The organism is Streptomyces sp. NPDC059443 (assembly GCF_042750105.1).
Taxonomy (GTDB): domain Bacteria; phylum Actinomycetota; class Actinomycetes; order Streptomycetales; family Streptomycetaceae; genus Streptomyces.
Genome location: NZ_JBHYVM010000026.1, coordinates 61,064 through 86,436, shown reverse-complemented (window position 1 = coordinate 86,436; position 25,373 = coordinate 61,064). Strand labels below are relative to the sequence as shown.

Genomic DNA, 25,373 nt, shown 5'->3' with positions numbered 1-25,373 from the left:
GCGCGGGGGCGGGGGGGGGGGGGGGGGGGCGCGGGGGGGCGGGGGGCGCGGCCGCGCCCCCCCGGGCGCCCCCCCCCCCCCCCCGCCGCGGGTCCGCGCCGCAGCAGGGGGAACGGCTCGGTTGTCGGCGGGCGACAGTAGGGTGGTTGGCATGGCCGACCCTTCCAGCTACCGCCCCAAGCCGGGACAGATCCCCGACTCCCCGGGGGTCTACAAATTCCGCGACGAGCACCGCCGGGTGATCTACGTCGGGAAGGCCAAGAGCCTGCGCCAGCGGCTGGCCAGCTACTTCCAGGACCTCGCCGGACTGCATCCCCGTACCGCCACCATGGTGACCACGGCGGCCTCCGTCGAGTGGACCGTGGTCTCCACCGAGGTCGAGGCGCTCCAGCTCGAATACTCCTGGATCAAGGAGTTCGACCCCCGGTTCAACGTCAAGTACCGGGACGACAAGAGCTACCCCTCCCTCGCCGTGACGATGAACGAGGAGTATCCCCGGGTCCAGGTCATGCGCGGGCCCAAGAAGAAGGGCGTGCGCTACTTCGGCCCCTACGGGCACGCCTGGGCCATCCGCGAGACCGTCGACCTGATGCTCCGGGTCTTCCCCGTCCGCACCTGCTCCGCCGGCGTGTTCAAGCGCTCCGCCCAGATCGGCCGCCCCTGCCTCCTCGGCTACATCGGCAAGTGCTCCGCGCCCTGCGTCGGCCGGGTCACCCCCGAGGAGCACCGGGAACTGGCCGAGGACTTCTGCGAGTTCATGGCCGGCCGCACCGGCAGCCACCTCAGCCGCCTCGAAGGGCAGATGCGCGAGGCCGCCGAGGAGATGGAGTACGAGAAGGCCGCTCGGCTGCGCGACGACATAGGGGCCCTGCGCAGGGCCATGGAGAAGAACGCGGTCGTGCTCGCCGACGCCACCGACGCCGACCTGTTCGCGGTCGCCGAGGACGAGCTCGAAGCGGCCGTGCAGATCTTCCACGTACGCGGCGGCCGGGTCCGCGGCCAGCGCGGCTGGGTCACCGACAAGGTGGAGGCCGTGGACACGGCCGGGCTCGTCGAGCACGCCCTTCAGCAGCTCTACGGGGAGGAGAAGGGCGAGTCCGTCCCCAAGGAGGTGCTGGTCCCGGCGCTCCCCGAGGACACCCCGGCGCTCTCCGAGTGGCTGGCCGAGCGGCGAGGCGCCCAGGTCAGCCTGCGCATCCCGCAGCGCGGGGACAAGAAGGCGCTGATGGAGACCGTCCACCGCAACGCCCAGCAGTCCCTCGCCCTGCACAAGACCAAGCGCGCCGCCGACTTCACCACCCGCTCCCGGGCCCTGGAGGAGCTCGCCGAGGCGCTGGAGCTGGACGGGGCGCCGCTGCGCATCGAGTGCTTCGACATCTCGCACCTCCAGGGCGACGACGTGGTGGCCTCGATGGTCGTCTTCGAGGACGGGCTGGCGCGCAAGAGCGAGTACCGCAGGTTCCAGATCAAATCGTTCGAGGGGCAGGACGACGTCCGCTCCATGCACGAGGTGGTCTCCCGGCGCTTCCGCCGCTACCTCCAGGAGAAGCTGAAGACGGGGGAGTGGTCCCCCGGGAACGGCGAGGACGGAGGGGACGGTGAGGAGGGCGTGGACGGCTCGGCCGCCCCTGGGGCCGACGGGTTCGAGGTGGACGCGACCGCGGACGACGGGCGGCCCAAGCGCTTCGCGTACCCGCCCCAGCTCGTCGTGGTCGACGGCGGGCAGCCGCAGGTGGCCGCCGCCAAGCGGGCCCTGGAGGAGCTCGGGATCGACGACGTCGCCGTGTGCGGCCTGGCCAAGCGGCTGGAGGAGGTCTGGCTGCCCGGCGAGGACGACCCGGTGGTCCTGCCCCGGACCAGCGAGGGCCTCTACCTGCTCCAGCGGGTGCGTGACGAAGCCCACCGTTTCGCCATCCAGTACCAGCGCAACAAGCGCGGGAAGCGGCTGAAGTCCGGCCCGCTGGACGAGGTCCCCGGACTGGGCGAGAGTCGCAAACTGGCCTTGGTGAAGCATTTCGGTTCGGTGAAAAAGCTCCGGCAGGCGACAATCGACCAGATCTGCGAGGTCCCGGGCATAGGCCGCAAGACGGCCGAGACCGTGGCCGCGGCCCTCGCCCAGGCGGTTCCCGCTGGTCCCGCGGTCAACACGGCGACTGGCGAGATCATCGAGGATGAGACCTCCGCGACCGCGGGAGCAGCATCCGAACGGGGGACCGAGCAATGACCGAGCACGAATCCCAGTACGACACCCAGCACGAAACCGACCACAAGACCGAGTACGACCGAGACGGAGCACAGGTGAGCACGGGCACGACAGCGGAGCCCGGAGATACCGCCGAGGCGGTCATCCCCGAGCTGGTGATCATCTCCGGAATGTCCGGGGCCGGCCGCAGTACGGCGGCCAAGTGCCTGGAGGACCTCGGCTGGTTCGTCGTCGACAACCTCCCGCCGGCGCTGATCCCCACCATGGTGGAACTCGGCGCCCGCTCGCAGGGCAACGTGGCGCGCATCGCCGTGGTCGTCGACGTCCGCGGCCGCCAGTTCTTCGACGCCCTGCGCGAGTCCCTCGCCGACCTGGAGGCCCGCGGGGTCACCCGGCGGATCGTGTTCCTGGAGTCCTCGGACGACGCCCTCGTACGCCGCTTCGAGTCGGTCCGCCGCCCGCACCCGCTCCAGGGCGACGGCCGCATCGTCGACGGCATCGCCGCCGAGCGCGACCTGCTGCGCGAGCTGCGCGGCGACGCCGACCTGGTCATCGACACCTCCAGCCTGAACGTGCACGAACTGCGCGCCAAGATGGACGCCCGGTTCGCGGGCGACGAGGAGCCCGAGCTCCGGGCCACGGTCATGTCCTTCGGCTTCAAGTACGGCCTCCCCGTCGACGCCGACCTGGTCGTCGACTGCCGCTTCATCCCCAACCCGCACTGGGTTCCGGAGCTGCGCCCCTTCACCGGGCTCAACGAGGAGGTGTCGGCGTACGTCTTCGGCCAGCCCGGCGCCAAGGAGTTCCTCGACCGCTACACCGAGCTGCTCCAGCTCATCGCCACCGGCTACCGGCGCGAGGGCAAGCGGTACGTGACCATCGCCGTCGGCTGTACCGGCGGCAAGCACCGCAGCGTCGCCATGTCGGAGAAGCTCGCCGCCCGCCTCGCCTCCGAAGGGGTCGAGACCGTCGTCGTCCACAGGGACATGGGGCGCGAGTGACCGGACGCAACATGCGGCTGCGCCGCCTTCGCCGGCTCACCTCCGGCAAGGGCGAGGACGGCGCGGTCCGCACCGGCCTCCGTCGCGGCGAGGGCCCGAAGGTCGTCGCTCCCAAGGTCGTGGCGCTCGGCGGCGGCATGGGCCTCTCGGCCTCGCTGACCGCCCTGCGCCGGATCACGGGCGAGCTGACCGCCGTCGTCACCGTCGCCGACGACGGCGGCTCCAGCGGCCGCCTGCGCGAGGAGCTGGGCGTCCTGCCGCCCGGGGACCTGCGCAAGGCGCTGGCCGCGCTGTGCGGGGACGACGACTGGGGCCAGACCTGGGCACGGGTCATCCAGCACCGCTTCCAGTCCCAGGGCGACCTGCACGAGCACGCGGTCGGCAACCTGCTGATCGTCGCCCTGTGGGAACAGCTCGGCGATCCCGTCCAGGCCCTCGACCTCGTCGGCAGGCTGCTCGGCGCGCAGGGCCGGGTGCTGCCGATGTCGGCGGTCCCGCTGGAGCTCCAGGCCCTGGTCAAGGGCCACGATCCGGCGCGCCCCGAGGACGTGGACACCGTACGGGGGCAGGCCACCGTGGCCCTGACCCCCGGCGAGGTGCTCTCCGTACAGGTCGTGCCCGCCGACCCGCCGGCCGTGCCGGAAGCGGTCGCCGCGGTGCTCGACGCCGACTGGGTCGTGCTCGGTCCGGGGTCCTGGTTCTCGTCCGTGATCCCGCACCTGCTGGTGCCGGAACTGCTCGACGCGCTGGTCGAGACGAAGGCCCGGCGGGTCCTCTCGCTGAACCTCGCGCCACAACCCGGCGAAACAGAGGGCTTCTCTCCGCAGCGTCATTTGGAGGTTTTGGCCCGACACGCCCCTAAACTCGCCCTGGACGTGGTGCTGGCCGATCAGGCTGCCGTGCCCGACCGCGAGTCCCTCGCCGATGCCGCAAAACGGTTCGGCGCCGCGGTCGAGCTGGCGCCGGTCGCCAGGCAAGACGGCTCTCCGAAGCATGATCCGGAGCTGCTCGCCGCCGCGTACGACCGTATTTTTCGGATGCATGGAAGGATCGGCCCATGGCGATGACGCCCGCGGTGAAGGATGAGATCGCCCGCCTGCCCGTCACCCGCACCTGCTGCAGGAAGGCGGAGGTCTCGGCGATCCTTCGGTTCGCGGGCGGGTTGCACCTGGTGAGCGGCCGGATCGTCATCGAGGCGGAACTGGACGCGGGGATCGCGGCCCGCCGCCTGCGCAAGGACATTCTGGAGATCTTCGGGCACTCCTCGGACCTGGTGATCATGGCTCCGGGCGGTCTGCGCCGCGGAAACCGGTACGTGGTCCGCGTGGTCGCGGGCGGCGACCAGCTGGCGCGCCAGACCGGGCTCGTGGACGGCCGCGGACGCCCCATCCGGGGTCTTCCCCCGCAGGTGGTCTCCGGGGCCACCTGTGACGCCGAGGCGGCCTGGCGCGGGGCCTTCCTCGCCCACGGCTCGCTCACCGAGCCGGGCCGCTCCTCCTCGCTGGAGGTCACCTGCCCCGGCCCGGAGGCCGCCCTGGCGCTCGTCGGCGCGGCCCGCCGGCTCTCCATCGCCGCCAAGGCCCGCGAGGTCCGCGGGGTGGACCGGGTCGTCGTACGCGACGGGGACGCCATCGGCGCCCTGCTGACCCGGCTCGGCGCCCACGACTCGGTGCTGGCCTGGGAGGAGCGGCGGATGCGGCGCGAGGTGCGCGCCACCGCCAACCGGCTCGCCAACTTCGACGACGCCAACCTGCGCCGTTCGGCGCGGGCCGCGGTGGCCGCCGGAGCCCGGGTGCAGCGCGCCCTGGAGATCCTCGCCGAGGAGGTTCCGGAGCACCTGGCCGCGGCCGGCCGGCTGCGCATGGAGCACAAGCAGGCCTCCTTGGAGGAGCTGGGCGCCCTCGCCGACCCGCCGCTGACCAAGGACGCGGTCGCGGGCCGCATCCGCCGCCTGCTGGCCATGGCCGACAAGCGGGCCCAGGACCTAGGGATCCCGGGCACCGAGTCCAACCTCGACCTCAGCGACAGCGAGGAGCTGGCCGACAACATGGCCGGCTGAGGCACCCGTAGCCGGACTGCGGTCCTCCGGAAGAGACCGTAAGAGGTCCGCGCGATCACTCGTGCGGACCTCTTTCGGTAGGCCCCATTGACATGAGCATGGACTGGTCGTGAGCCTGTCGTCCGAAGCTTTCGTGGCAGACGACGCCCAGGGGGGCACATGAGGCACCGCGCGAGATCGATCCTCGCCGCAAGCGCACTCGTCTTCGGAACCACACTCGCCGCGCTACCCGCGGCGGCCAGTGCCCAGGCCCGGGCGGACGCGGCGGCAGCGGCGGACGAAGTACGGGTCTACGTAGCCGACATCACCAAGGAACAGGTCCCGCTCGTCCAGGCCGCGGGCCAGGACGCGCAGGAGTTCTCCGGACACGTCCCGGAGTCCGGGACCGCCAAGGTCGAGCTCTACCTCACCGCGGACCAGGCCAAGGGGCTGGCCGCCCAGGGCGTCAAGCTCGCCGAACACAAGGTGGCCAAGGCGGCCGCGCGCTCCCTGGCCGCCGCCGGCGACGGGGTGTTCCGCCCGTACAGCGGCAAGGGCGGGCTCCAGGAGGAGATCCTGCGCACCGCCCAGGAGAACCCGGGCCTCACCAAGGTCGTCTCCATCGGCAAGACCGTCCAGGGCAAGGACATCCTCGCCCTGAAGGTCACCAAGAACGCCAAGAAGTCCAAGGACGGCGACAAGCCGTCCGTGCTCTACATGTCCAACCAGCACGCCCGCGAGTGGATCACCCCCGAGATGACCCGGCGGCTGATGCACCAGACCATCGACAGCTACGGCAAGGACCAGCGGATCACCAAGCTGGTGGACTCCACCGAGCTGTGGTTCCTGCTCTCGGCCAACCCGGACGGGTACGACTACACCTTCACGTCCGACAGCGCGCGGCTGTGGCGCAAGAACCTGCGGGACAACAACGGCGACGGCAAGATCACCGCCGGCGACGGGGTCGACCCCAACCGCAACTTCGCCTACCACTGGGGCTACGACGACGAGGGCTCCTCGCCCAACCCGTCGAGCGAGACCTACCGCGGCCCCAAGGCCTCCTCCGAGCCCGAGACCGTCGCCCTCGACACCTTCGAGAAGCGCATCGGCTTCAAGTACGCCATCAACTACCACTCGGCCGCCGAGCTGCTGCTCTACGGAGTGGGCTGGCAGGTGGCGACCCCCACCCCCGACGACATCGCCTACAAGGCGCTCGCGGGCACCCCGGAGAACTCGGCCGTGCCCGGCTACTACCCCCAGGTGTCCTCGGAGCTCTACACCACCAACGGCGAGGCCGACAGCCAGGCCGCCAACGCCAACGGCGTCATGATGTTCACGCCGGAGATGAGCACCTGCCAGACGGCCTCCGCCGTCGACCCGAACGACCGCTGGAAGCCCGAGGACTGCCCCTCCGTCTTCAACTTCCCGGACGACGAGAAGCTCATCCAGGCGGAGTTCGCCAAGAACGTCCCCTTCGCCCTCTCCGTGGGCGAGAGCGCCGCGCACCCGGACCAGCCGAAGTCCTCCGTCGGCCTGACCGCCGCGGACTTCACCCTCGACCCCTTCACCACCTCCTACGTGGCCCGCGGCGAGGACCAGACGGTCGCCGTCACGGCCCGCAAGGCGCTGAAGGACAAGGAACTCAACTTCAAGATCAACGGTGGCCGCACCCACGACGACGACCTCAGGGCCTGGCAGGGCGGTGACGTCTACGGCGGCGACGACAACAACTACTTCGACGAGTACCGGGCCAAGGTCGACGGCGCCAAGCCCGGCGACAAGGTCGAGGTCTGGTTCACCGGCCGCGACCGCGGCGACAAGCAGGTTTCCAGCGAGCACTTCACGTACACGGTGGCCGAGCGGCCGCGCGCCGACGTCCTCGTGATCGCGGAGGAGGGCGCCCCGGCCCAGCACACCCAGGAGTACGTGGACGCCCTGCGCGCCAACGGCAAGAGCGCGGCGGTCTGGGACGTGGCCACCCAGGGGGCCCCGCACCACCTCGGCGTGCTCTCCCACTTCCGCACGGCCGTCCACTACACGGGGGCCAAGTCCCCGGGCGGTCCCACCCAGCTGGCGGTACGCGACTTCCTCAACGAGGGCGGCAAGCTGATCGAGGCCGGTGAGCTGGCGGGCGGCAACGCCCAGGTCGGCCGCGCCGTGACCAACGACTTCAGCCAGTACTACCTCGGTGCCTACGGGCGCGCGACCGTCAGCGGCCCCACCGGCTTCACCGGCGCGGGCTCCCTCTCCGGGGCCAAGGGCGCCCTCGGCGACGCCGCGGGCAACCCGCTCGACCGCCCCGGCTCCTTCACCGTCACCTCCGACAGCCTGCCCGCGGACCGCTTCCCGCAGTTCAAGAGCGCGCAGGCGGGCCAGTACGACGGGGTCGTCAACCCCTACGCCCCGTACGCCGGCAGCGGGATGGCCGCGGCCACCCACACCGACGACGACTGGAAGCGGCTCACCCGCACCATCGACCTCACCGGGGTCACCGCGGCCGACAAGCCGCAGCTCAAGATGGCGCTGAACTGGAACACCGAGGAGGGCTACGACCACGCGGTGCTGGAGTCCCACACCGTGGGCGGCGACGACTGGACCACGCTGCCCGAGGCGAGCGGCCTGAGCAGCACCGCGGTTCCCGCGGAGTGCGAGGCCGGGTTCTTCGTCAACGACCACCCGTTCCTGCGCCGCTACCTCACCCTCGACTCCGCCGGCTGCGCCCCGAAGGGCACCAGCGGCTCCTGGAACAGCTTCACCGGCAGCTCCAACGGGTGGAAGCAGGTCTCCTTCGACCTGAGCGCCTACGCCGGCAAGAGCGTCGAGGTCTCCCTCTCCTACATCACCGACCCGGGCTCGGGCGGCCGCGGGGTCTTCGCGGACGAGGCGCGGGTCTCGGTCGGCGGCACGGACCAGGCGGCCGAGGGGTTCGAGACCTCGCTCGGGGTCTGGACCGCCCAGGGCGCGCCTGCCGGAAGTCCTGATGTTCCGGGCGATTGGGCCCGGTCGGGAGAGCTGTTCAAGTCATATGCCTCGGTCACTACGCGTAACACCGTGCTCCTGGGCTTCGGCCTGGAACACGTGCCGGCGGCGGCGGACCGCGCCGTACTCGTCGGTAAGGCGCTCCGCTCGCTGAACCACTGACCAGGTACCCCCGTTCCCCTCACTTTGAGTGACGGGGCAGAAAGTCCCCGAGGTCCCGTATCCGTCCTGGAGTGCGGGGCCTCGGGGCGTGTCAGACGATGGTCGATGTCACTTGAAAGCTCACGGAGAGGTAGGGTCGTAAGCGGTCGGGGACATCCCATACAGCTCGCCGGCGGACAGGCCGGCGCACCAACGAGGAGATCGGTTCGTGACGATCCGCGTAGGCATCAACGGTTTTGGCCGAATTGGCCGCAACTACTTCCGTGCGCTCCTGGAGCAGGGAGCGGACATCGAGATCGTCGGTGTCAACGACCTGACTGACAATGCCACCCTGGTGCACCTTCTCAAGTACGACACGATCCTGGGCCGCCTCAAGGCCGAGGTCAGCCACACCGACGACACGATCACCGTCGGCGGCAACACCTTCAAGACCTTCGCTGAGCGCGACCCCGCGAACCTCCCCTGGGGCGAGCTGGGCGCCGACATCGTCATCGAGTCGACCGGCATCTTCACCAAGAAGGCCGACGCCGCCAAGCACATCGCGGCCGGCGCGAAGAAGGTCCTCATCTCGGCTCCGGCCAAGGACGAGGACATCACGATCGTGATGGGCGTCAACCAGGACAAGTACGACGCGGCCAACCACCACGTCATCTCCAACGCCTCCTGCACCACCAACTGCGTGGCGCCGATGGCCAAGGTCCTCCTGGAGAACTTCGGCATCGTCAAGGGCCTGATGACGACGGTCCACGCGTACACGAACGACCAGCGCATCCTGGACTTCCCGCACTCGGACCTGCGCCGCGCCCGCGCCGCCGCCGAGAACATCATCCCGACCACCACGGGTGCCGCCAAGGCCACCGCGCTGGTCATCCCGGAGCTGGCGGGCAAGCTCGACGGCATGGCCATGCGCGTCCCGGTCCCCACCGGTTCCGTGACCGACCTGGTCGTCGAGCTTGAGCGCGAGGTCACCAAGGACGAGGTCAACTCGGCCTTCCAGAAGGCTTCTCAGGGCCAGCTCAAGGGCATCCTGGACTACACCGAGGACGCGATCGTCTCTTCCGACATCGTGAACTGGCCGTACTCCTGCACCTTCGACTCGTCCCTGACCATGGTCCAGGGCAAGAGCGTCAAGGTCATCGGCTGGTACGACAACGAGTGGGGCTACTCCAACCGCCTCGTCGACCTGACCGTGTTCGTCGGCGGTCAGCTCTAAGCACCAAAGCAGGCACCACGATGTGAGCACCGGGGCTCGGGCAGCGCGACGAAGCGCTGTGCGGGCCCCTGTTGCTTGCCTCGTACCCCTCTCGCCCCGCACAGGTAGAGTCCCTGGCTGGGAAAAGGAGTAGAAAACAGCATGAAGACGATCGACGAACTTCTCGCCGAGGGCGTATCCGGTAAGCGGGTCTTCGTCCGCGCCGACCTGAACGTGCCGCTGGCGAACGGTGAGATCACCGACGACGGGCGCATCCGCGCCGTCCAGCCGACCATCGCGAAGCTCGCCGAGGCCGGCGCCCGCGTGATCGTGGCCTCGCACCTGGGCCGCCCCAAGGGCGCCCCGGACCCGGCCTTCTCGCTGGCCCCCGCCGCGGCCCGGCTCGGTGAGCTGCTCGGCACGGACGTCGCGTTCGCCACCGACACCGTCGGCGCCTCCGCCAAGGAGACCGTCGCCGCCCTCGCCGACGGCCAGGTCGCCGTCATCGAGAACCTGCGCTTCAACGCCGGTGAGACCGCGAAGGACGACGCCGAACGCGGCGCCTTCGCGGACCAGCTGGCCGAGCTGGCCGACATCTACGTCGGCGACGGCTTCGGCGCTGTCCACCGCAAGCACGCCTCGGTCTTCGACCTCCCCGCGCGCCTCCCGCACGCGGCCGGCTACCTCATCGCCACCGAGGTCGGCGTCCTGAAGAAGCTGACCGCCGAGGTCAAGCGCCCGTACGTGGTCGTCCTCGGCGGCGCCAAGGTCTCCGACAAGCTCGCCGTCATCGACCAGCTGCTCGGCAAGGCCGACCGCATCCTCATCGGCGGCGGCATGGCGTACACCTTCCTGTACGCCCTGGGCCACGAGGTCGGCATCTCCCTGCTCCAGAAGGACCAGGTGGAGACCGTCAAGGAGTACATGGCGCGCGCCAAGGCCAACGGCGTCGAGCTGGTCCTCCCGGTCGACATCCTGACCTCCAAGGACTTCCCGGACCTGAAGACCAAGGCCCCGGCCGAGTTCATCACGGTCGACGCGGACAAGATCCCCGCCGACCAGGAGGGTCTGGACATCGGTCCCAAGACCCGCGCGCTGTACGCCTCGAAGATCACCGACGCCGAGACCGTGTTCTGGAACGGTCCCGTGGGCGTCTTCGAGCACCCCGACTACGCGAACGGCACCAAGGCCATCGCGCAGGCGCTCCTCGACAGCAGCGCCTTCACGGTCGTCGGCGGTGGCGACAGCGCCGCCGCCGTCCGCATCCTCGGCTTCGACGAGAACGCTTTCGGCCACATTTCCACCGGTGGCGGCGCCTCCCTCGAATACCTCGAGGGCAAGACGCTCCCCGGCCTCGCCGCACTGGAGGTCTGAACCGCATGACCACGCGTACCCCGCTGATGGCGGGCAACTGGAAGATGAACCTCAACCACCTCGAGGCCATCGCCCACGTCCAGAAGCTCGCCTTCGCCCTGGCCGACAAGGACTACGACGCCGTCGAGGTCGCGGTGCTGCCGCCCTTCGTCGACCTCCGCTCGGTCCAGACGCTGGTCGACGGTGACAAGCTGAAGATCAAGTACGGCGCCCAGGACATCTCCGCGCACGACTCCGGTGCCTACACCGGCGAGATCTCCGGCCCGATGCTGTCGAAGCTGAAATGCACGTTCGTGGCCGTCGGCCACAGCGAGCGCCGCCAGTACCACGCCGAGAACGACGAGGTCTGCAACGCCAAGGTCAAGGCCGCCTACAAGCACGGGATCACCCCGATCCTGTGCGTCGGCGAGGGCCTGGACATCCGCAAGGCCGGCCAGCAGGTCCAGTACACGCTGAGCCAGCTCGACGGCGGCCTCAAGGACGTTCCGGCCGAGCAGGTCGAGTCCATCGTGATCGCGTACGAGCCCGTCTGGGCGATCGGGACCGGCGAGGTCGCCACCCCCGAGGACGCCCAGGAGGTCTGCGGTGCCATCCGCGTGCGCCTCGCGGAGCTGTACTCGCAGGAGCTGGCCGACAAGGTCCGCATCCAGTACGGCGGCTCGGTCAAGTCCGGCAACATCGCCGCGATCATGGCCCAGCCCGATGTCGACGGCGCCCTGATCGGCGGCGCGGCGCTGGACGCGGACGAGTTCGTCAAGATCGTCCGCTTCCGCGACCAGTGAGTATGCGGTAGGACGGATCCGTCGTACCCTTGCGGGGGCCAGCAGGCTGAAACATCAGCCGCTGGCCCCCGCGCACGTAACCGGCAATGCGGGAAAGCCCAGAAAGCCAGAAAGTAGGAATCAGCCGTGATTATGGGGTTCTCGATCGCCCTGGTCGTCTTCAGCGCCCTGCTGATGCTGCTCGTGCTGATGCACAAGGGCAAGGGCGGCGGCCTTTCCGACATGTTCGGCGGCGGCATGCAGTCGTCGGTCGGCGGCTCCTCTGTCGCGGAGCGCAACCTGGACCGCATCACCGTGGTGATCGGTCTGCTGTGGTTCGCGTGCATCGTCGCGCTCGGCCTGCTCATGAAGTCCGGCAGCTGAGCGTTCTGGCCATTCCGGCAGTCCGGTCGGCTCTCCCCGGCCTATCATGAGGTCCGGCGTTCACGTCTGGAATGGGTAACTCCAGTCACTGGACGCGCGTTGGGCCTTACGTAGACTTGGGCGCCCGCGACGGAATCCACTCACGCTTCGCGGCACCATCACGCAGGGAGTTACGACCGTGGCAAGTGGCAACGCGATCCGTGGTAGTCGGGTCGGAGCGGGGCCGATGGGTGAGGCCGAGCGCGGCGAGTCCGCGCCCCGCCTGCGCATCTCCTTCTGGTGCTCGAACGGGCACGAGACGCAGCCGAGCTTCGCCAGCGACGCGCAGGTGCCGGATACCTGGGACTGCCCGCGCTGTGGGTTCCCGGCCGGTCAGGACCGGGACAACCCTCCGGCGCCGCCGCGCACCGAGCCGTACAAGACGCACTTGGCATATGTACGGGAACGGCGGACGGACGCCGACGGCGAGGCAATTCTCGCCGAGGCACTCGCCAAGCTGCGCGGCGAGATCTGACGCTTCCCTGATAAACGAACTGATGTGACATCGGGCCCGGCCCGCAGGAGTCTTCCTCTCTTGCGGGCCGGGCCGCTTTGTGTCGGTTGTGCCGCTTCTTATCCCTTAGGTTGGAGAACGGCGGGGCACGACAGGACGGAAGAAGTGGTGATGTCCGAGATGAACGCAAACCAGGCCGCCGCGCGAAGCGCGTCAAGCGAGGGTGGTGGTGGGCGACGGGAGGGACGTACGAAGCTCAACCGGATGCCGGAGTGGCTCGCACTCGGAAAGCACCGGGACGAGCTGGGACAGACGCATCTGCGGGAGCTGTTCGAGGCGGATCCGGGCCGGGGAGCCGGATACACCCTGCGGGCCGGGGACCTGCACATCGACTACTCGAAGCACCTCGTGACCGACGAGACGCTGACGCTGCTGCGCGAACTGGCGAAGGCCACGGGAGTGGCGGAACTCCGCGAGGCGATGTTCCGCGGCGAGAAGATCAACACGACCGAGGACCGGGCGGTCCTGCACACCGCGCTGCGCGCCCCGAGGAACGCGGTCGTCGAGGTGGACGGGGAGGACGTCGTACCCGGCGTGCACGCCGTCCTCGACAAGATGGCGGCCTTCGCCGGCCAGATCCGCTCGGGCGAGTGGAAGGGCTCCACCGGCAAGCGCATCAAGAACGTCGTCAACATCGGCATCGGCGGCTCCGACTTGGGCCCGGCGATGGCGTACGAGGCGCTGCGCGCCTTCTCCGACCGCGGCCTGACCCTGCGCTTCGTGTCCAACGTGGACGGCGCGGACCTGCACGAGGCCGTGCGGGACCTGGACCCGGAACAGACGCTCTTCATCATCGCGTCGAAGACCTTCACGACCATCGAGACCATCACCAACGCCACCTCCGCGCGCGAATGGCTGCTCGCGGGCGTCGGCGGCGACCAGGCGGCCGTGGCACGGCACTTCGTGGCGCTGTCGACCAACGCGGAGAAGGTGGCCGGCTTCGGCATCGATCCGGCCAACATGTTCGAGTTCTGGGACTGGGTCGGCGGGCGCTACTCCTTCGACTCCGCGATCGGCCTCTCGCTGATGGTCGCGATCGGGCCGGACGCCTTCCGCGAACTGCTCGGCGGTTTCCGGGAGATGGACGAGCACTTCCGCACGGCGCCGCCGGAGGAGAACGCGCCGCTGCTGATGGGTCTGCTGGGGATCTGGTACGGGGCGTTCTTCGACGCCCAGTCGCACGCGGTGCTGCCCTACAGCCACTACCTGTCGCGGTTCACCGCGTACTTGCAGCAGCTGGACATGGAGTCCAACGGCAAGTCCGTGGACCGGGACGGCAATCCGGTGGAATGGCAGACCGGACCGGTGGTGTGGGGTACGCCCGGCACCAACGGCCAGCACGCGTACTACCAGTTGATCCACCAGGGCACGCGGATGATCCCCGCGGACTTCATCGGGTTCGCCCGGCCGCTGGAGGAGCTGCGGCCCTCGCTGGCGGCCCAGCACGACCTGCTGATGGCGAACTTCTTCGCGCAGACCCAGGCGCTTGCCTTCGGCAAGACGGCCGAGGAGGTCCGGGCCGAGGGGGTCGCGGAACCGCTGGTCCCGCACAAGACCTTCGCGGGCAACCACCCGACGACGACGATCCTGGCGGCCGAGCTGACCCCGGCGGTGCTGGGCCAGCTGATCGCCCTGTACGAGCACAAGGTGTTCGTCCAGGGAGCGGTGTGGAACATCGACTCCTTCGACCAGTGGGGCGTGGAGCTGGGCAAGGTCCTGGCGAAGCGGATCGAGCCGGCGCTCGTGGAAGGCACCGAGGTGGACGGCCTCGACGCCTCGACCCGGGCGCTGGTGGCGACGTACCGGTCCCTCAGGGGCCGCTGACCGGCAGGGACTTCGAATGCCAAAAGGGGCCCGCTCTCCGGAAGGAGGGCGGGCCCCTTCGGCTGCTGCCGTCCTACGGGGTCAGGCGGAGGCCGGGGGGTACAGCCCCGACGGGAGCTTCGCGGCCGCCGCGCGGTCGAGGAGCCACAGGGTCCGGGAGCGGCCGTACGCCGCCGCGGCCGGGGCCTGGACCTCGCCGGCCCCGCCCAGCGCGATGGCCACCGCGCCCGCCTTGTCCTCGCCCGCCGCCAGGAGCCATACCTCACGCGCGGCCCGGATCGCCGGGAGGGTCAGGGAGATCCGGGTCGGCGGCGGCTTCGGGGCCCCGTGGACGCCCACCACCGTGCGCTCGGTCTCCCGCGCGGCCGGGTGCTCCGGGAACAGCGAGGCCACGTGCGTGTCCGGGCCGACGCCCAGCATCAGGACGTCGAAGCGGGGGACCGGCCCGTGGTCCTCGGGGCCGGAGGCCTTGCGGAGCTCCGCCGCGTAGGAGGCGGCCGCCGCGTCCACGTCGGCCCCGTACGGGCCGTCGGAGGCGGGCATGACGTGGACCCGCGAGGGGTCCACCGGGACGGCGTCCAGCAGGGCCGCGCGGGCCTGGACGTGGTTGCGCTCGGGGTCGTCGGCGGGCAGGTACCGCTCGTCCCCCCACCACAGGTCCAGCCGGGCCCAGTCGATCGCGTCCCGGGCCGGGGCCGCGGCCATCGCGGCCAGCAGGCCGTTGCCGTTGCGGCCGCCGGTGAGGACCACCGACGCGCTGCCGCGGGCCGCCTGCGCGTCCACGATCTTCGTGATCAGCCGGGCCGCCGCGGCCTGGGCCATCAGCTCCTTGTCCCGGTGGACGACGACCTGGGGAGTCGTCATACCCATGTGCTGCCGCCTTGTCGGTAGTTCGGGGTGCGGGTGCGAACGCCGCTGCGCGGGGCCGTTCCCCGGGTGGGGGACGGCTCCGCGCAGCGGTCGTGCTACTTGGCCGCGGCCTTCTTCGCCGGCTTCGCCGGTGCCGGCTTCGCGGCCGGAGCCGCCGGAGCGTCCGCCGCCGCCGGCTCGGCCTCGGCCGTCGGCTGGGAGGACGCCGTCAGCTTCGCCACGCCGAACTTCAGCGAGGCCTCGTACGTGTTGTCCGGGTCCAGCCGGCGCAGCTCCTCCGCCAGCAGCTCGGCCGTGTCGCGGCGCTTGAGCGCCACCGCGCGGTCGGGCTGTCCCGGCATGCAGAGCGTGGCCAGCGCGCCGTCCGCGCGGTCCAGGACGATCTCGCCGCCCTTGGTCGCCAGGCGGACCGCGGTGAGCCCGGGGCCCGCCGAAGCGGTGCGCTTGACGGGGACCTGGAGCCGGTCCGCGAGCCACATGGCCAGCAGCTCGCAGCTCGGGTTGTCGGCCTCGCCCTCGACGGTCGCCGAGGCCACCGAGTGGGTCTGCTGGTCCAGCGCGGCCGCCAGCATGGAACGCCACGGGGTGATCCGGGTCCAGGACAGGTCCGTGTCCCCGGGGGCGTAGGCGACCGCCCGCGTACCGAGGGCCTTGATGGGGTCCTCGGTGGAGTAGGTGTCCGTGATCCGGCGCTGGCCGAGCGAGCCCAGGGGGTCGCCCGCCAGGTCCTGCGGAGCACCCAGGGGCCACCAGACGACGACGGGCGCGTCCGGGAGGAGCAGCGGGAGAACCACCGACTGGGCATGGTTGACCAGTTCGCCGTGGAGGCGGAGCACAACCGTTTCCCCGGTGCCGGAGTCCGTCCCGACGCGGACTTCCGCGTCGAGGCGGGCACCCTGGCGGCTGCGGGGCGAGCGGCTGGCCCGCTTGATGACGACGATGATCCGCGAAGGGTGTTCGCGGGACGCGTCGTTCGCCGACTTGAGCGCGTCGTACGCGTTCTCCTCGTCGGTCACGATCACCAGCGTGAGCACCATGCCGATGGCAGGCGTGCCGATGTCCCGCCGCGCCTGCACCAGCGCGGAGTTGATCTTGCTGGAGTTGGTCTCCGTGAGGTCGATCTTCATGGCCGGCGCCAGCTCCGTCCGTCTCGTGCGAGCATCTCGTCCGCCTCGACCGGTCCCCAGGTGCCCGCCGGGTACTGCGCGGGCTTGCCGTGCTTGTCCCAGTACTGCTCGATCGGGTCGAGGATGTTCCAGGACAGCTCGACCTCCTGGTGGCGCGGGAACAGGTTCGCGTCGCCGAGGAGGACGTCGAGGATGAGCCGCTCGTAGGCCTCGGGGCTGGACTCGGTGAAGGACTCGCCGTAGGCGAAGTCCATCGTGACGTCCCGGACCTCCATGGAGGTGCCCGGAACCTTGGAGCCGAACCGCACCGTGACGCCCTCGTCCGGCTGGACCCGGATGACCAGGGCGTTCTGCCCCAGCTCCTCGGTCGCGCCCGACTCGAACGGCAGGTACGGGGCCCGCTTGAAGACGACCGCGATCTCGGTCACCCGGCGGCCCAGGCGCTTGCCGGTCCGCAGGTAGAACGGGACGCCCGCCCAGCGGCGGTTGTTGATCTCCAGGCGGATGGCCGCGTAGGTGTCGGTCTTCGACTTGGGGTCGATGCCGTCCTCTTCGAGGTACCCGACGACCTTCTCGCCACCCTGCCAGGCCGCCGAGTACTGGCCGCGCACGGTGTGCTTGCCCAGGTCCTCGGGCAGCTCCACGGCGGTCAGCACCTTGAGCTTCTCGGCCACCAGCGCCTTGGGGTGGAAGGAGCCGGGCTCCTCCATCGCCGTGAGCGCGAGCAGCTGGAGCAGGTGGTTCTGGATGACGTCGCGGGCCGCGCCGATGCCGTCGTAGTAGCCGGCCCGGCCGCCGATCCCGATGTCCTCGGCCATGGTGATCTGCACGTGGTCCACGTAGGACCGGTTCCAGATCGGCTCGAACATCGTGTTGGCGAAGCGGAGCGCCAGGATGTTCTGGACGGTCTCCTTGCCCAGGTAGTGGTCGATCCGGAAGACCTCGTCACGCGGGAAGACCTCGTGGACGACCTTGTTGAGCTCCTGGGCGCTCTTCAGGTCGTGACCGAAGGGCTTCTCGATGACGGCGCGCCGCCAGGAGCCCTCCTTCTGGGCCAGACCGTGGTCCTTGAGCTGCTGGACCACCTTGGGGAAGAACTTCGGCGGGACCGACAGGTAGAAGGCGAAGTTGCCGCCCGTGCCCTGTGCCTTGTCCAGTTCCTCGATCGTCGACTTCAGCGTCTCGAACGCCTGGTCGTCGTCGAAGTCGCCCTGGACGAAGCGGCAGCCCTGCACCAGCTGCTGCCAGACCTCCTCGCGGAAGGGCGTGCGGGAGTGCTCCTTGACGGCGTCGTGGACCTCTTGCGCGAAGTCCTCGTCCTGCCACTCGCGACGGGCGAACCCGATGAGCGAGAAGCCCGGCGGGAGCAGGCCGCGGTTGGCGAGGTCGTAGACGGCGGGCATCAGCTTCTTGCGTGACAGGTCACCGGTGACGCCGAAGATGACCAGGCCGGACGGCCCCGCGATGCGCGGGAGCCGCCGGTCCTGTGCGTCACGAAGCGGGTTCGCTCCGTTCACAGACAAAGTGTTCAGGCCTCCGTGGGGGCGAGGCGCAGAAGCTCCGCCTCGGTCGACTTCAGCAGGTCGTTCCAGGACACCGCGAACTTCTCGACGCCCTCGTCCTCAAGCAGCTGCACCACATCGTCGTACGAAATGCCCAGCTTCGCGACCGCTTCGAGCTCGTCGCGCGACTGCTCGTAGGTGCCGCGGATGGTGTCGCCGGTCACCACGCCGTGGTCGGCGGTGGCTTCCAGGGTGCCTTCCGGCATGGTGTTGACCGTGCCGGGGGCGACCAGGTCCACCACGTACAGGGTGTCCTTGTACGCCGGGTCCTTGACGCCGGTCGAGGCCCACAGCGGACGCTGCTTGTTGGCGTGCGCCTTGTCGAGGGCGGCCCAGCGCTCGGTGGAGAACACCTCTTCGTACGCCTCGTAGGCCAGACGGGCGTTGGCGAGCGCCGCCTTGCCCTTGAGGGCCTTGGCCTCGTCGGTGCCGATGGCGTCCAGGCGCTTGTCGATCTCGGAGTCCACGCGGGACACGAAGAAGGAGGCGACGGAGTGGATCTTGGAGAGGTCCAGGCCCGCGGCCTTCGCCTTCTCCAGGCCCGCCACGTACGCGTCCATGACCTCGCGGTAGCGCTCCAGCGAGAAGATCAGCGTGACGTTGACGCTGATGCCCTTGCCGATGACCTCGGTGATCGCCGGCAGGCCGGCCTTGGTCGCCGGGATCTTGATGAGCGTGTTCGGGCGGTCCACCAGCCAGGCGAGCTGCTTGGCCTCGGCGACGGTCGCCGCGGTGTTGTGGGCCAGCCGGGGGTCGACCTCGATCGAGACCCGGCCGTCCTGGCCCTCGGTCGAGTCGTAGACCGGGCGCAGGATGTCGGCGGCGTCGCGGACGTCCGCCGTGGTGATCATGCGGATCGCCTCTTCGACGGTGACCTTGCGGGCGGCCAGGTCGGCGAGCTGCTGTCCGTACCCCTCGCCGCCGCTGATCGCCTTCTGGAAGATCGCCGGGTTGGTGGTGACACCGACCACGTGCTGCTGGTCGATGAGCTCGGCCAGGTTTCCGGACGTGATGCGCTTGCGGGACAGGTCGTCCAGCCAGATCGCCACGCCCTCGTCGGAAAGGCGCTTCAGTGCGTCTGTCATGGGAATTGCATCTCCTACTGGTCTGGGTACGGTCGTCAGCGCGCGGCGGCGGCGAGCGACTCGCGGGCGGCGGCGGTCACGGCTTCGGCGGTCAGGCCGAACTCGCGGTACAGCACGGCGCCGTCGGCCGACGCACCGAAGTGCTCCAGCGAGACGATCCGGCCGGCGTCGCCGACGTAGCGGTGCCAGGTCAGGCCGATGCCGGCCTCGACGGCGACGCGCGCCTTGACCGAAGGCGGCAGGACGCTGTCCTTGTACTCCTGGGACTGCTCCTCGAACCACTCGACGGAGGGCATCGAGACCACGCGGGCCGGGACGCCCTCGGCCTGCAGCGCCTCGCGGGCGGCGACGGCGAGCTGGACCTCGGAGCCGGTGCCGATGAGGACGACCTGGGCGTCTCCACCCTCGGCCTCGAAGAGCACGTACCCGCCCTTGGCGGCGTCCTCGTTGCGCTCGTAGGTCGGAACGCCCTGGCGGGTCAGCGCCAGACCGTGCGGGGCGCCCTTGCCGAAGACCTTGGTGTGGCGCTTGAGGATCTCGCGCCAGGCGATGGCGGTCTCGTTCGCGTCGGCCGGACGGACCAGGTTCAGGCCCGGGATGGCGCGCAGCGAGGCGACGTGCTCGACGGGCTGGTGGGTCGGGCCGTCCTCGCCGAGGCCGATGGAGTCGTGCGTCCACACGTAGGTGACCGGCACGTGCATCAGGGCGGAGAGGCGCACGGCGTTGCGCATGTAGTCGGAGAACACCAGGAAGGTGCCGCCGTAGATGCGGGTGTGGCCGTGCAGCGCGATGCCGTTCATGGCCGCGGCCATGGCGTGCTCGCGGATGCCGAAGTGGATGGTGCGGCCGTACGGGTCGGCCTCCGGCAGCGGGTTGCCCACCGGCAGGAACGAGGAGTTCTTGTCGATGGTGGTGTTGTTGGAGCCGGCCAGGTCGGCCGAGCCGCCCCACAGCTCCGGGATGACCGCGCCGAGCGCTTCGAGGACCTTGCCGGAGGCGGCGCGGGTGGCGATGCCCTTGCCGGTCTCGAAGACGGGGAGCTCGTCCTCCCAGCCGGCGGGCAGCTCGTTGGCGTTGATGCGGTCGAACTCGGCGGCGCGCTCCGGGTTGGCGGTGCGCCAGGCGGAGAACTCCTTCTCCCACGCGGCCTTGGCCTCGCGGCCCCGGTCCAGCGCCTTGCGGGTGTGGGAGATGACCGCGTCGGAGACCTCGAAGGTCTGCTCCGGGTCGAAGCCGAGCACGACCTTGGTGGCGGCGACCTCGTCGTTGCCGAGGGCCGAGCCGTGGGAGGCCTCGGTGCCCTGGGCGTGCGGGGCCGGCCAGGCGATGATGGAGCGGGCCGCGATGAAGGAGGGGCGCTCCGTCTCGGCCTTGGCGGCCTGGAGGGCCTCGAACAGGGCCTTCGGGTCGAGGTCGCCGTTGGCCTGCTGGGCCACGCGCTGGACGTGCCAGCCGTACGCCGCGTAGCGCGCGATGGTGTCCTCGGAGACTGCGGTCTCCGTGTCACCCTCGATGGAGATGTGGTTGTCGTCCCACAGCAGCACCAGGTTGCCGAGCTTCTGGTGGCCGGCCAGCGCCGACGCCTCGTGGGAGATGCCCTCCTGGAGGCAGCCGTCGCCCGCGATCGCGTAGATCATGTGGTCGAACGGGGAGGCGCCCTGGGCGGCCTCCGGGTCGAACAGGCCCCGCTCGTAGCGGGCGGCCATGGCCATGCCCACCGCGTTGGCGATGCCCTGGCCGAGGGGTCCCGTGGTGGTCTCCACGCCCGCGGTGTGGCCGTACTCCGGGTGGCCGGGGGTCTTGGAGCCCCAGGTGCGGAAGGCCTTCAGGTCGTCCAGCTCAAGGCCGAAACCGGCCAGGTACAGCTGGGTGTAGAGAGTCAGGGACGAGTGCCCCGCGGAGAGCACGAAACGGTCGCGACCGACCCACTCCGGGTCCGCCGGGTCGTGCCGCATCACCTTCTGGAAGAGGGTGTATGCGACGGGGGCCAGGCTCATCGCCGTACCCGGGTGGCCGTTACCGACCTTCTGGACCGCGTCGGCGGCCAGGATCCGGGCGGTGTCGACAGCACGCTGGTCCAGTTCGGTCCAGTCGAGCTCTGTGGTCGTCGGCTTGGTGCTCACCGTTGGTCAGGGCTCCTCTCCACATGTCTAAGTCCCGGTGACGAACGGCGCACCGGCTCGATTCCGAGCCTACCCCCGCCACGGCGTGCAGCTATTCGAGTACCCACGGTCCGGTCATGGCATCTGAGCGCCGATCGGACCAACACGAGGTGACCCCCGCGCGGGGCGAGGTAAGAGCTACGTCTAGAGTGGCGTGGTACGCGCAAGCCTTTACCGGACCCTCATCTCTGAGCGGCCCGAGTCGGATGCTTGCTGGATTCTCTTTCAGGGGTGCGTGTGACGGCCGTCGAATCCCGTCCAGCGGGGGTACTCGGGACGAACCCCGGTGACCGGCCGTTCGGGGCCAGGGTCATGGCGTTCGTGGCTTTGACCAAGCCGCGGATCATCGAACTTCTGCTGATCACCACAGTCCCGGTGATGTTCCTCGCCCAGCAGGGCGTGCCTCCGATGTGGCTGGTCCTGGCGACCTGCTTCGGCGGCTACCTGTCCGCGGGGGGCGCCAACGCGCTGAACATGTACATCGACCGCGACATCGACGCGCTGATGGACCGGACCGCCGGCCGCCCGCTGGTGACCGGCATGGTCAGCCCACGGGAGTGCCTGGCCTTCGGCATCGGCCTCGGCGTGGTCTCCACGCTCTTCTTCGGCCTGCTGATCAACTGGCTCTCGGCCGCGCTCTCGCTCGGCGCGCTCCTCTTCTATGTCGTCGTCTACACGATGCTGTTGAAGCGGCGCACCTCCCAGAACATCGTCTGGGGCGGGATCGCCGGCTGCATGCCGGTCCTCATCGGATGGTCGGCCATCAAGAACGAGGTCTCCTGGGCCGCGGTCATCCTCTTCCTCGTCATCTTCTTCTGGACGCCGCCGCACTACTGGCCGCTGTCGATGAAGGTGAAGGACGACTACGCGCGGGTCGGCGTGCCGATGCTGCCGGTCGTGGCGGGCAACAAGGCCGTGGCGAAGCAGATCGTCCTCTACAGCTGGGTGATGGTGGCGGTCTCGCTGCTCCTGACCCCGCTCGGCTACACCGGCTGGTTCTACACCTCGGTGGCGCTGCTGGCCGGCGGCTGGTGGCTGTGGGAGGCGCACGCGCTCAACGCGCGGGCCAAGGCGGGGCTGGCGGGTGCGAAGCTCAAGGAGATGCGGCTGTTCCACTGGTCGATCACCTATGTGTCGCTGCTCTTCGTGGCGGTCGCGGTGGATCCCTTCCTCCGCTGACCCTCCTCTGTCGAACCTTCCTCCGTTGGTCCTTCCTCCGCTCATTACCGGCCGGTAGCATGCCTTCCATGGCAGACACCGAGGAGACCGCGAACACGGCGGACAAGAAGCAGGACCGTACGGCCGCGAAGCTGGCCAAGCAGATCGGCGCGTTCGCCAAGCGGCACGGCGGCGCCGAAGGCCAGCTCGCGCACATCGGCCAGGCGGGCACCCGGATCGTCCTCGTCGGCACGGACGGCGGCTGGGGCGACCTGGTGGCCCCGGCGTACGACACCGCGCGGCTCGCGGCCGAGAAGGCCGGGCTGACCCTCCACGAGGAGTTCGACGGCGAGTTCGCGGCGCGCGTGAAGACCGGCCCGTACGAGTGGACCCGCATGGCGGGCATGCAGCTGGGCGGAACGGCGAACCCGGCGGCCTGAAGCCACTGGCCCGAGCCTGACGGTTCGTGGAGAACGGCGGATTCCGCCCGCAACATTGGCTTGAAGACCGCGACCGCGGCCGCTCCCCGGCCGCGTCACCCTCTCGGTCAACAGCGCGAGCAACACCTCACACCCCGCTCACCCGTTAGGACGTGTGGAAGCCCCTTCCTCACGTCCGCAACGGGATGCCCGGATGATCGAAACGCCGCCCCTGGTGGACCAGTACTGCCAGGGAGTGCTCCGCACGGAGCTGGGCCTCGCCACCTTCGAGGCCCAGCTGATCGACTCGACCGGCCCGCCCGCCGCCGGCACCACGTTCTTCGACACCCAGACCGGCTTCGCGCTGCGCCGCTGGTGCCCGCCGCTGCTCGGGCTGGAACCGCACTGCGCCCCCGCCCGCTACCTCGCCCGGCGGCGCGAACTGGGCGCTGCCGAGTCGGCCCGCAGACTGCTGCGCGGCTCCGGGGTCGGCGCCCGGCTGGTCGACACCGGGGTGTCGGGGGACCTCACCGGGCCCAAGGAACTGGCCCTGGCCGGCGAAGGCGAGGCCTTCGAACTGGCCCGGCTGGAACTGCTGGCCGAACAGGCCGCCGACACCTCCGGGACCGCCGGAGCCTTCCTCGCCAACCTGGCCGAGGCCGTCCACCACGCCACCGCCGTGGCCGTGGCCTTCACCTGCGGACCCGAGGCGGGCTATCCGGCCGCCCTCGCGCGCTCGCCCGAGCCGCCCGGTCCGGGCGAGGTGCGCGGGGCGGCCGGGCGGTGGCTGGCCGGACGGGCCAGGGGCGGGGCCGTACGGGACCCCGTGCTCCTGCGGCACCTGCTGTGGAGCGCGGTGGCCTCCGGGCTGCCGCTCCAGCTGCACGTGGGAGGGGGAGCGGGGGAGCCGGGGCCGCTGACGGAGTTCGTACGGGCGACGGCGGGCCTGGGGACGCGGCTGGTCCTGCTCGGGGGATACCCGTACCACCGCCAGACCGCGCGGCTGGCGGCGGCCTTCCCGCACGTCCACGCCGAACTGGGAGCGGCCCTCGGGCAGTCCGGGGCGCGGGCGGCCGGGGTGCTGGCCGAGTCCCTGGAGAGCGCCCCTTTCGGGAAGCTGATGTTCGCCGGGGGCGGGAGGCAGCTGGCCGAACTGCACGCGGTGGGCGCGCTGGTCTTCCGGGAGGCGCTGGGCCGGGTCCTGGGCGGCTGGGTCGCCGACGGGTCCTGGTCCTGGCGGGACGCGGAGCGGGTGGCGGCGATGGTCGCGGGGGGGGGGGGGGGCCCCCGGGTGGGGGGCGGTGGCGAAGTAGCAGAGCGGTCCGCTATCAGAGAGAGAGCGGCCCGCGGTCTGTGGGGGGGGCGGCGCGGGGCGGGGGGGGGGGGGGGGGGGGGGGGGGGGGGGGGGGGGGGGGGGCGCCGGCCCCCCCCCCCCCCCCCGTCTACCGGCTGGACGAACGGAACTGACGACGCTGACGACGCTGACGGCCCGGACCCCGGTGAGGGGGCCGGACCGCGGCGGCCCGGATCAGACCGTGGTGAGGCGGGCGTCGCCCTGGGCCGGGATCCCGGCCTGCTCGGACGGGCGCTCGCGCAGGCTCAGCGCGACACGGAGCACCGAGATCCACACCAGGCAGGAGCCGAACATGTGGGCGGCGACCAGGGCCTCGGGAACCTTGGTGAAGTACTGGACGTAGCCGATGGCGCCCTGGGCGAGCAGCACGATCAGCAGGTCCCGGGCGCGCGCCCGGGTGTCGGTGGGGGCGTCGGCCACGCGCAGCACCAGCCACATCGCGACGGCGAGCGCGCACACCAGCCAGGCGGAGATCGCGTGCACGTGGGCGGTGGTCGACCAGTCGAACGGCATCCGCTTGATCTCGCTGCTGTCGCCCGCGTGCGGACCGGACCCGGTGACCACGGTGCCCGCCGCGACCAGGACGACGGTGGCCGCGACCAGGGCCCACGACAGCTTGCGCACGGGGGCGGGAACGCGCGGCCGGGCGGGGCCGTCGCCCTCGCGGGTGCGCTGCCAAGTGATCGTGGTCACGGTGATCAGCGAGGTGGCGAGCATGAAGTGGCCGGCCACGCTGTAGGGGTTGAGCCCCGTTAGGACGGTGATGCCGCCGAGTACCGCGTTGCCCATCACGATGGCGAACTGGAGCCAGCCCAGCCGGGTCAGCGAGCGGCGCCACGGCTTGGCGCAGCGGGCCGCGGTGATGGCCCAACCGACGGCGGCGCAGAGCACGTACGTCAGCATGCGGTTGCCGAATTCGATGGCGCCGTGGAAGCCCTGCGCCTCGGTGACGATCAGGCTGTCGCTCGTGCACTTGGGCCAGGTGTCGCAGCCGAGACCGGATCCGGTCAGCCGCACCGCGCCGCCGGTGACGACGATGACGACGCTCATGAGCACCGCCGCGAAGGCGGCCCGCTGGACGGTCCGGGGTGACGGGGTCCAGCGGCGGGCGAGGTATGCGAGAGGGGTCAACACGGCCCTTATCGTACGCGGACCCTTGTGCAAA

Annotated in this window: 19 protein-coding genes and 1 pseudogene; 14 read left to right on the top strand and 6 right to left on the bottom strand. The window is 70.5% G+C overall.

The genetic code is table 11. The features are described 5' to 3' along the window. The first annotated feature begins 151 nt into the window (after window positions 1-151). The 11 genes from uvrC (at window position 152) to pgi (ending at window position 14,471) form a co-directional block, all read left to right on the top strand. Window positions 152-2,224, top strand: coding sequence for an excinuclease ABC subunit UvrC (gene uvrC, locus ACFXDJ_RS24125; protein ID WP_384658253.1), 2,073 nt, complete (start codon window positions 152-154; stop codon window positions 2,222-2,224). Next, entirely contained in the window at window positions 2,221-3,204 is a 984-nt protein-coding gene (gene rapZ, locus ACFXDJ_RS24120) for an RNase adapter RapZ (RefSeq protein ID WP_384658251.1), read from the top strand. The genes uvrC and rapZ overlap by 4 nt, the downstream gene beginning before the upstream one ends. Further along, window positions 3,201-4,271, top strand: a complete 1,071-nt coding sequence (gene yvcK / locus ACFXDJ_RS24115; RefSeq protein WP_384658248.1) for a uridine diphosphate-N-acetylglucosamine-binding protein YvcK — start codon at window positions 3,201-3,203, stop codon at window positions 4,269-4,271. Before rapZ ends, yvcK begins: the two co-directional genes overlap by 4 nt. Then, window positions 4,262-5,263 (top strand): DNA-binding protein WhiA, encoded by a 1,002-nt coding sequence (gene whiA, locus ACFXDJ_RS24110; protein WP_112449750.1) that lies wholly within the window; start codon window positions 4,262-4,264, stop codon window positions 5,261-5,263. The genes yvcK and whiA overlap by 10 nt, the downstream gene beginning before the upstream one ends. Window positions 5,264-5,422: 159 nt before the next feature. Then, window positions 5,423-8,383 (top strand): M14 family zinc carboxypeptidase, encoded by a 2,961-nt coding sequence (locus tag ACFXDJ_RS24105; RefSeq protein ID WP_384658246.1) that lies wholly within the window; start codon window positions 5,423-5,425, stop codon window positions 8,381-8,383. Between the two features lie 208 nt (window positions 8,384-8,591). Further along, window positions 8,592-9,596: a type I glyceraldehyde-3-phosphate dehydrogenase gene (gene gap / locus ACFXDJ_RS24100; RefSeq protein WP_384658243.1), complete on the top strand. Its 1,005-nt coding sequence runs from the start codon at window positions 8,592-8,594 to the stop codon at window positions 9,594-9,596. A 141-nt stretch (window positions 9,597-9,737) separates the two neighbouring features. Next, window positions 9,738-10,949, top strand: coding sequence for a phosphoglycerate kinase (locus ACFXDJ_RS24095; protein WP_384658241.1), 1,212 nt, complete (start codon window positions 9,738-9,740; stop codon window positions 10,947-10,949). A 5-nt stretch (window positions 10,950-10,954) separates the two neighbouring features. Next, window positions 10,955-11,731, top strand: a complete 777-nt coding sequence (tpiA, locus tag ACFXDJ_RS24090; RefSeq protein WP_384658238.1) for a triose-phosphate isomerase — start codon at window positions 10,955-10,957, stop codon at window positions 11,729-11,731. A gap of 132 nt (window positions 11,732-11,863) precedes the next feature. Continuing rightward, entirely contained in the window at window positions 11,864-12,094 is a 231-nt protein-coding gene (secG, locus tag ACFXDJ_RS24085) for a preprotein translocase subunit SecG (protein WP_330300854.1), read from the top strand. Between the two features lie 178 nt (window positions 12,095-12,272). Continuing rightward, the gene (locus ACFXDJ_RS24080) at window positions 12,273-12,608 is read left to right on the top strand and encodes an RNA polymerase-binding protein RbpA (RefSeq protein WP_007263454.1); all 336 of its coding nucleotides are present in this window, start codon (window positions 12,273-12,275) and stop codon (window positions 12,606-12,608) included. A 159-nt stretch (window positions 12,609-12,767) separates the two neighbouring features. Further along, window positions 12,768-14,471, top strand: a complete 1,704-nt coding sequence (gene pgi / locus ACFXDJ_RS24075) for a glucose-6-phosphate isomerase (protein ID WP_384658255.1) — start codon at window positions 12,768-12,770, stop codon at window positions 14,469-14,471. Window positions 14,472-14,552: 81 nt separating this feature from the next. Here pgi and pgl read toward each other — a convergent pair whose 3' ends face one another. The 5 genes from pgl to tkt all read right to left on the bottom strand — a co-directional run bounded on the left by pgl (window position 14,553) and on the right by tkt (window position 21,238). Further along, complete coding sequence (pgl, locus tag ACFXDJ_RS24070; RefSeq protein WP_384658236.1) at window positions 14,553-15,335, bottom strand: 6-phosphogluconolactonase; 783 nt, start codon at window positions 15,333-15,335, stop codon at window positions 14,553-14,555. 101 nt (window positions 15,336-15,436) lie between these two features. Further along, a complete protein-coding gene (opcA, locus tag ACFXDJ_RS24065; RefSeq protein WP_384662064.1) occupies window positions 15,437-16,468 on the bottom strand; it encodes a glucose-6-phosphate dehydrogenase assembly protein OpcA in 1,032 nt (343 codons plus the stop codon). Next, entirely contained in the window at window positions 16,465-17,991 is a 1,527-nt protein-coding gene (gene zwf / locus ACFXDJ_RS24060) for a glucose-6-phosphate dehydrogenase (RefSeq protein WP_384662067.1), read from the bottom strand. The genes opcA and zwf overlap by 4 nt, the downstream gene beginning before the upstream one ends. Window positions 17,992-17,996: 5 nt before the next feature. Beyond that, window positions 17,997-19,115: a transaldolase gene (gene tal, locus ACFXDJ_RS24055; RefSeq protein WP_384662070.1), complete on the bottom strand. Its 1,119-nt coding sequence runs from the start codon at window positions 19,113-19,115 to the stop codon at window positions 17,997-17,999. 35 nt (window positions 19,116-19,150) lie between these two features. Beyond that, entirely contained in the window at window positions 19,151-21,238 is a 2,088-nt protein-coding gene (tkt, locus tag ACFXDJ_RS24050; protein ID WP_384662072.1) for a transketolase, read from the bottom strand. 270 nt (window positions 21,239-21,508) lie between these two features. Between tkt and ACFXDJ_RS24045 the strand changes: the two genes are divergently transcribed. The 3 genes and pseudogenes from ACFXDJ_RS24045 to ACFXDJ_RS24035 all read left to right on the top strand — a co-directional run. Beyond that, a complete protein-coding gene (locus ACFXDJ_RS24045) occupies window positions 21,509-22,456 on the top strand; it encodes a heme o synthase (protein WP_384662075.1) in 948 nt (315 codons plus the stop codon). Window positions 22,457-22,524: 68 nt separating this feature from the next. After that, window positions 22,525-22,875 carry a hypothetical protein gene (locus ACFXDJ_RS24040; RefSeq protein WP_384662078.1) on the top strand — a complete coding sequence of 117 codons (351 nt, stop codon included), beginning with the start codon at window positions 22,525-22,527 and terminating at the stop codon, window positions 22,873-22,875. A 193-nt stretch (window positions 22,876-23,068) separates the two neighbouring features. After that, window positions 23,069-24,130, top strand: a pseudogene (locus ACFXDJ_RS24035) (amidohydrolase); the annotation flags it as partial. A gap of 252 nt (window positions 24,131-24,382) precedes the next feature. Here the strand turns inward: ACFXDJ_RS24035 and ACFXDJ_RS24030 are convergent. Further along, the gene (locus ACFXDJ_RS24030; protein WP_384652615.1) at window positions 24,383-25,372 is read right to left on the bottom strand and encodes a heme A synthase; all 990 of its coding nucleotides are present in this window, start codon (window positions 25,370-25,372) and stop codon (window positions 24,383-24,385) included. Between the last annotated feature and the right edge of the window lies 1 nt (window position 25,373).

What these genes read in the sequence shown, in the direction of transcription:
- whiA (WP_112449750.1), top strand. Translation starts at nt 4,262, where the DNA reads ATGGCGATGACGCCCGCGGTGAAGGATGAGATCGCCCGCCTGCCCGTC.
- opcA (WP_384662064.1), bottom strand. Translation starts at nt 16,468, where the DNA reads ATGAAGATCGACCTCACGGAGACCAACTCCAGCAAGATCAACTCCGCG.
- secG (WP_330300854.1), top strand. Translation starts at nt 11,864, where the DNA reads ATGGGGTTCTCGATCGCCCTGGTCGTCTTCAGCGCCCTGCTGATGCTG.
- pgl (WP_384658236.1), bottom strand. Translation starts at nt 15,335, where the DNA reads ATGACGACTCCCCAGGTCGTCGTCCACCGGGACAAGGAGCTGATGGCC.
- rapZ (WP_384658251.1), top strand. Translation starts at nt 2,221, where the DNA reads ATGACCGAGCACGAATCCCAGTACGACACCCAGCACGAAACCGACCAC.
- ACFXDJ_RS24105 (WP_384658246.1), top strand. Translation starts at nt 5,423, where the DNA reads ATGAGGCACCGCGCGAGATCGATCCTCGCCGCAAGCGCACTCGTCTTC.
- uvrC (WP_384658253.1), top strand. Translation starts at nt 152, where the DNA reads ATGGCCGACCCTTCCAGCTACCGCCCCAAGCCGGGACAGATCCCCGAC.
- tal (WP_384662070.1), bottom strand. Translation starts at nt 19,115, where the DNA reads ATGACAGACGCACTGAAGCGCCTTTCCGACGAGGGCGTGGCGATCTGG.
- tpiA (WP_384658238.1), top strand. Translation starts at nt 10,955, where the DNA reads ATGACCACGCGTACCCCGCTGATGGCGGGCAACTGGAAGATGAACCTC.
- ACFXDJ_RS24040 (WP_384662078.1), top strand. Translation starts at nt 22,525, where the DNA reads ATGGCAGACACCGAGGAGACCGCGAACACGGCGGACAAGAAGCAGGAC.
- pgi (WP_384658255.1), top strand. Translation starts at nt 12,768, where the DNA reads ATGAACGCAAACCAGGCCGCCGCGCGAAGCGCGTCAAGCGAGGGTGGT.
- ACFXDJ_RS24095 (WP_384658241.1), top strand. Translation starts at nt 9,738, where the DNA reads ATGAAGACGATCGACGAACTTCTCGCCGAGGGCGTATCCGGTAAGCGG.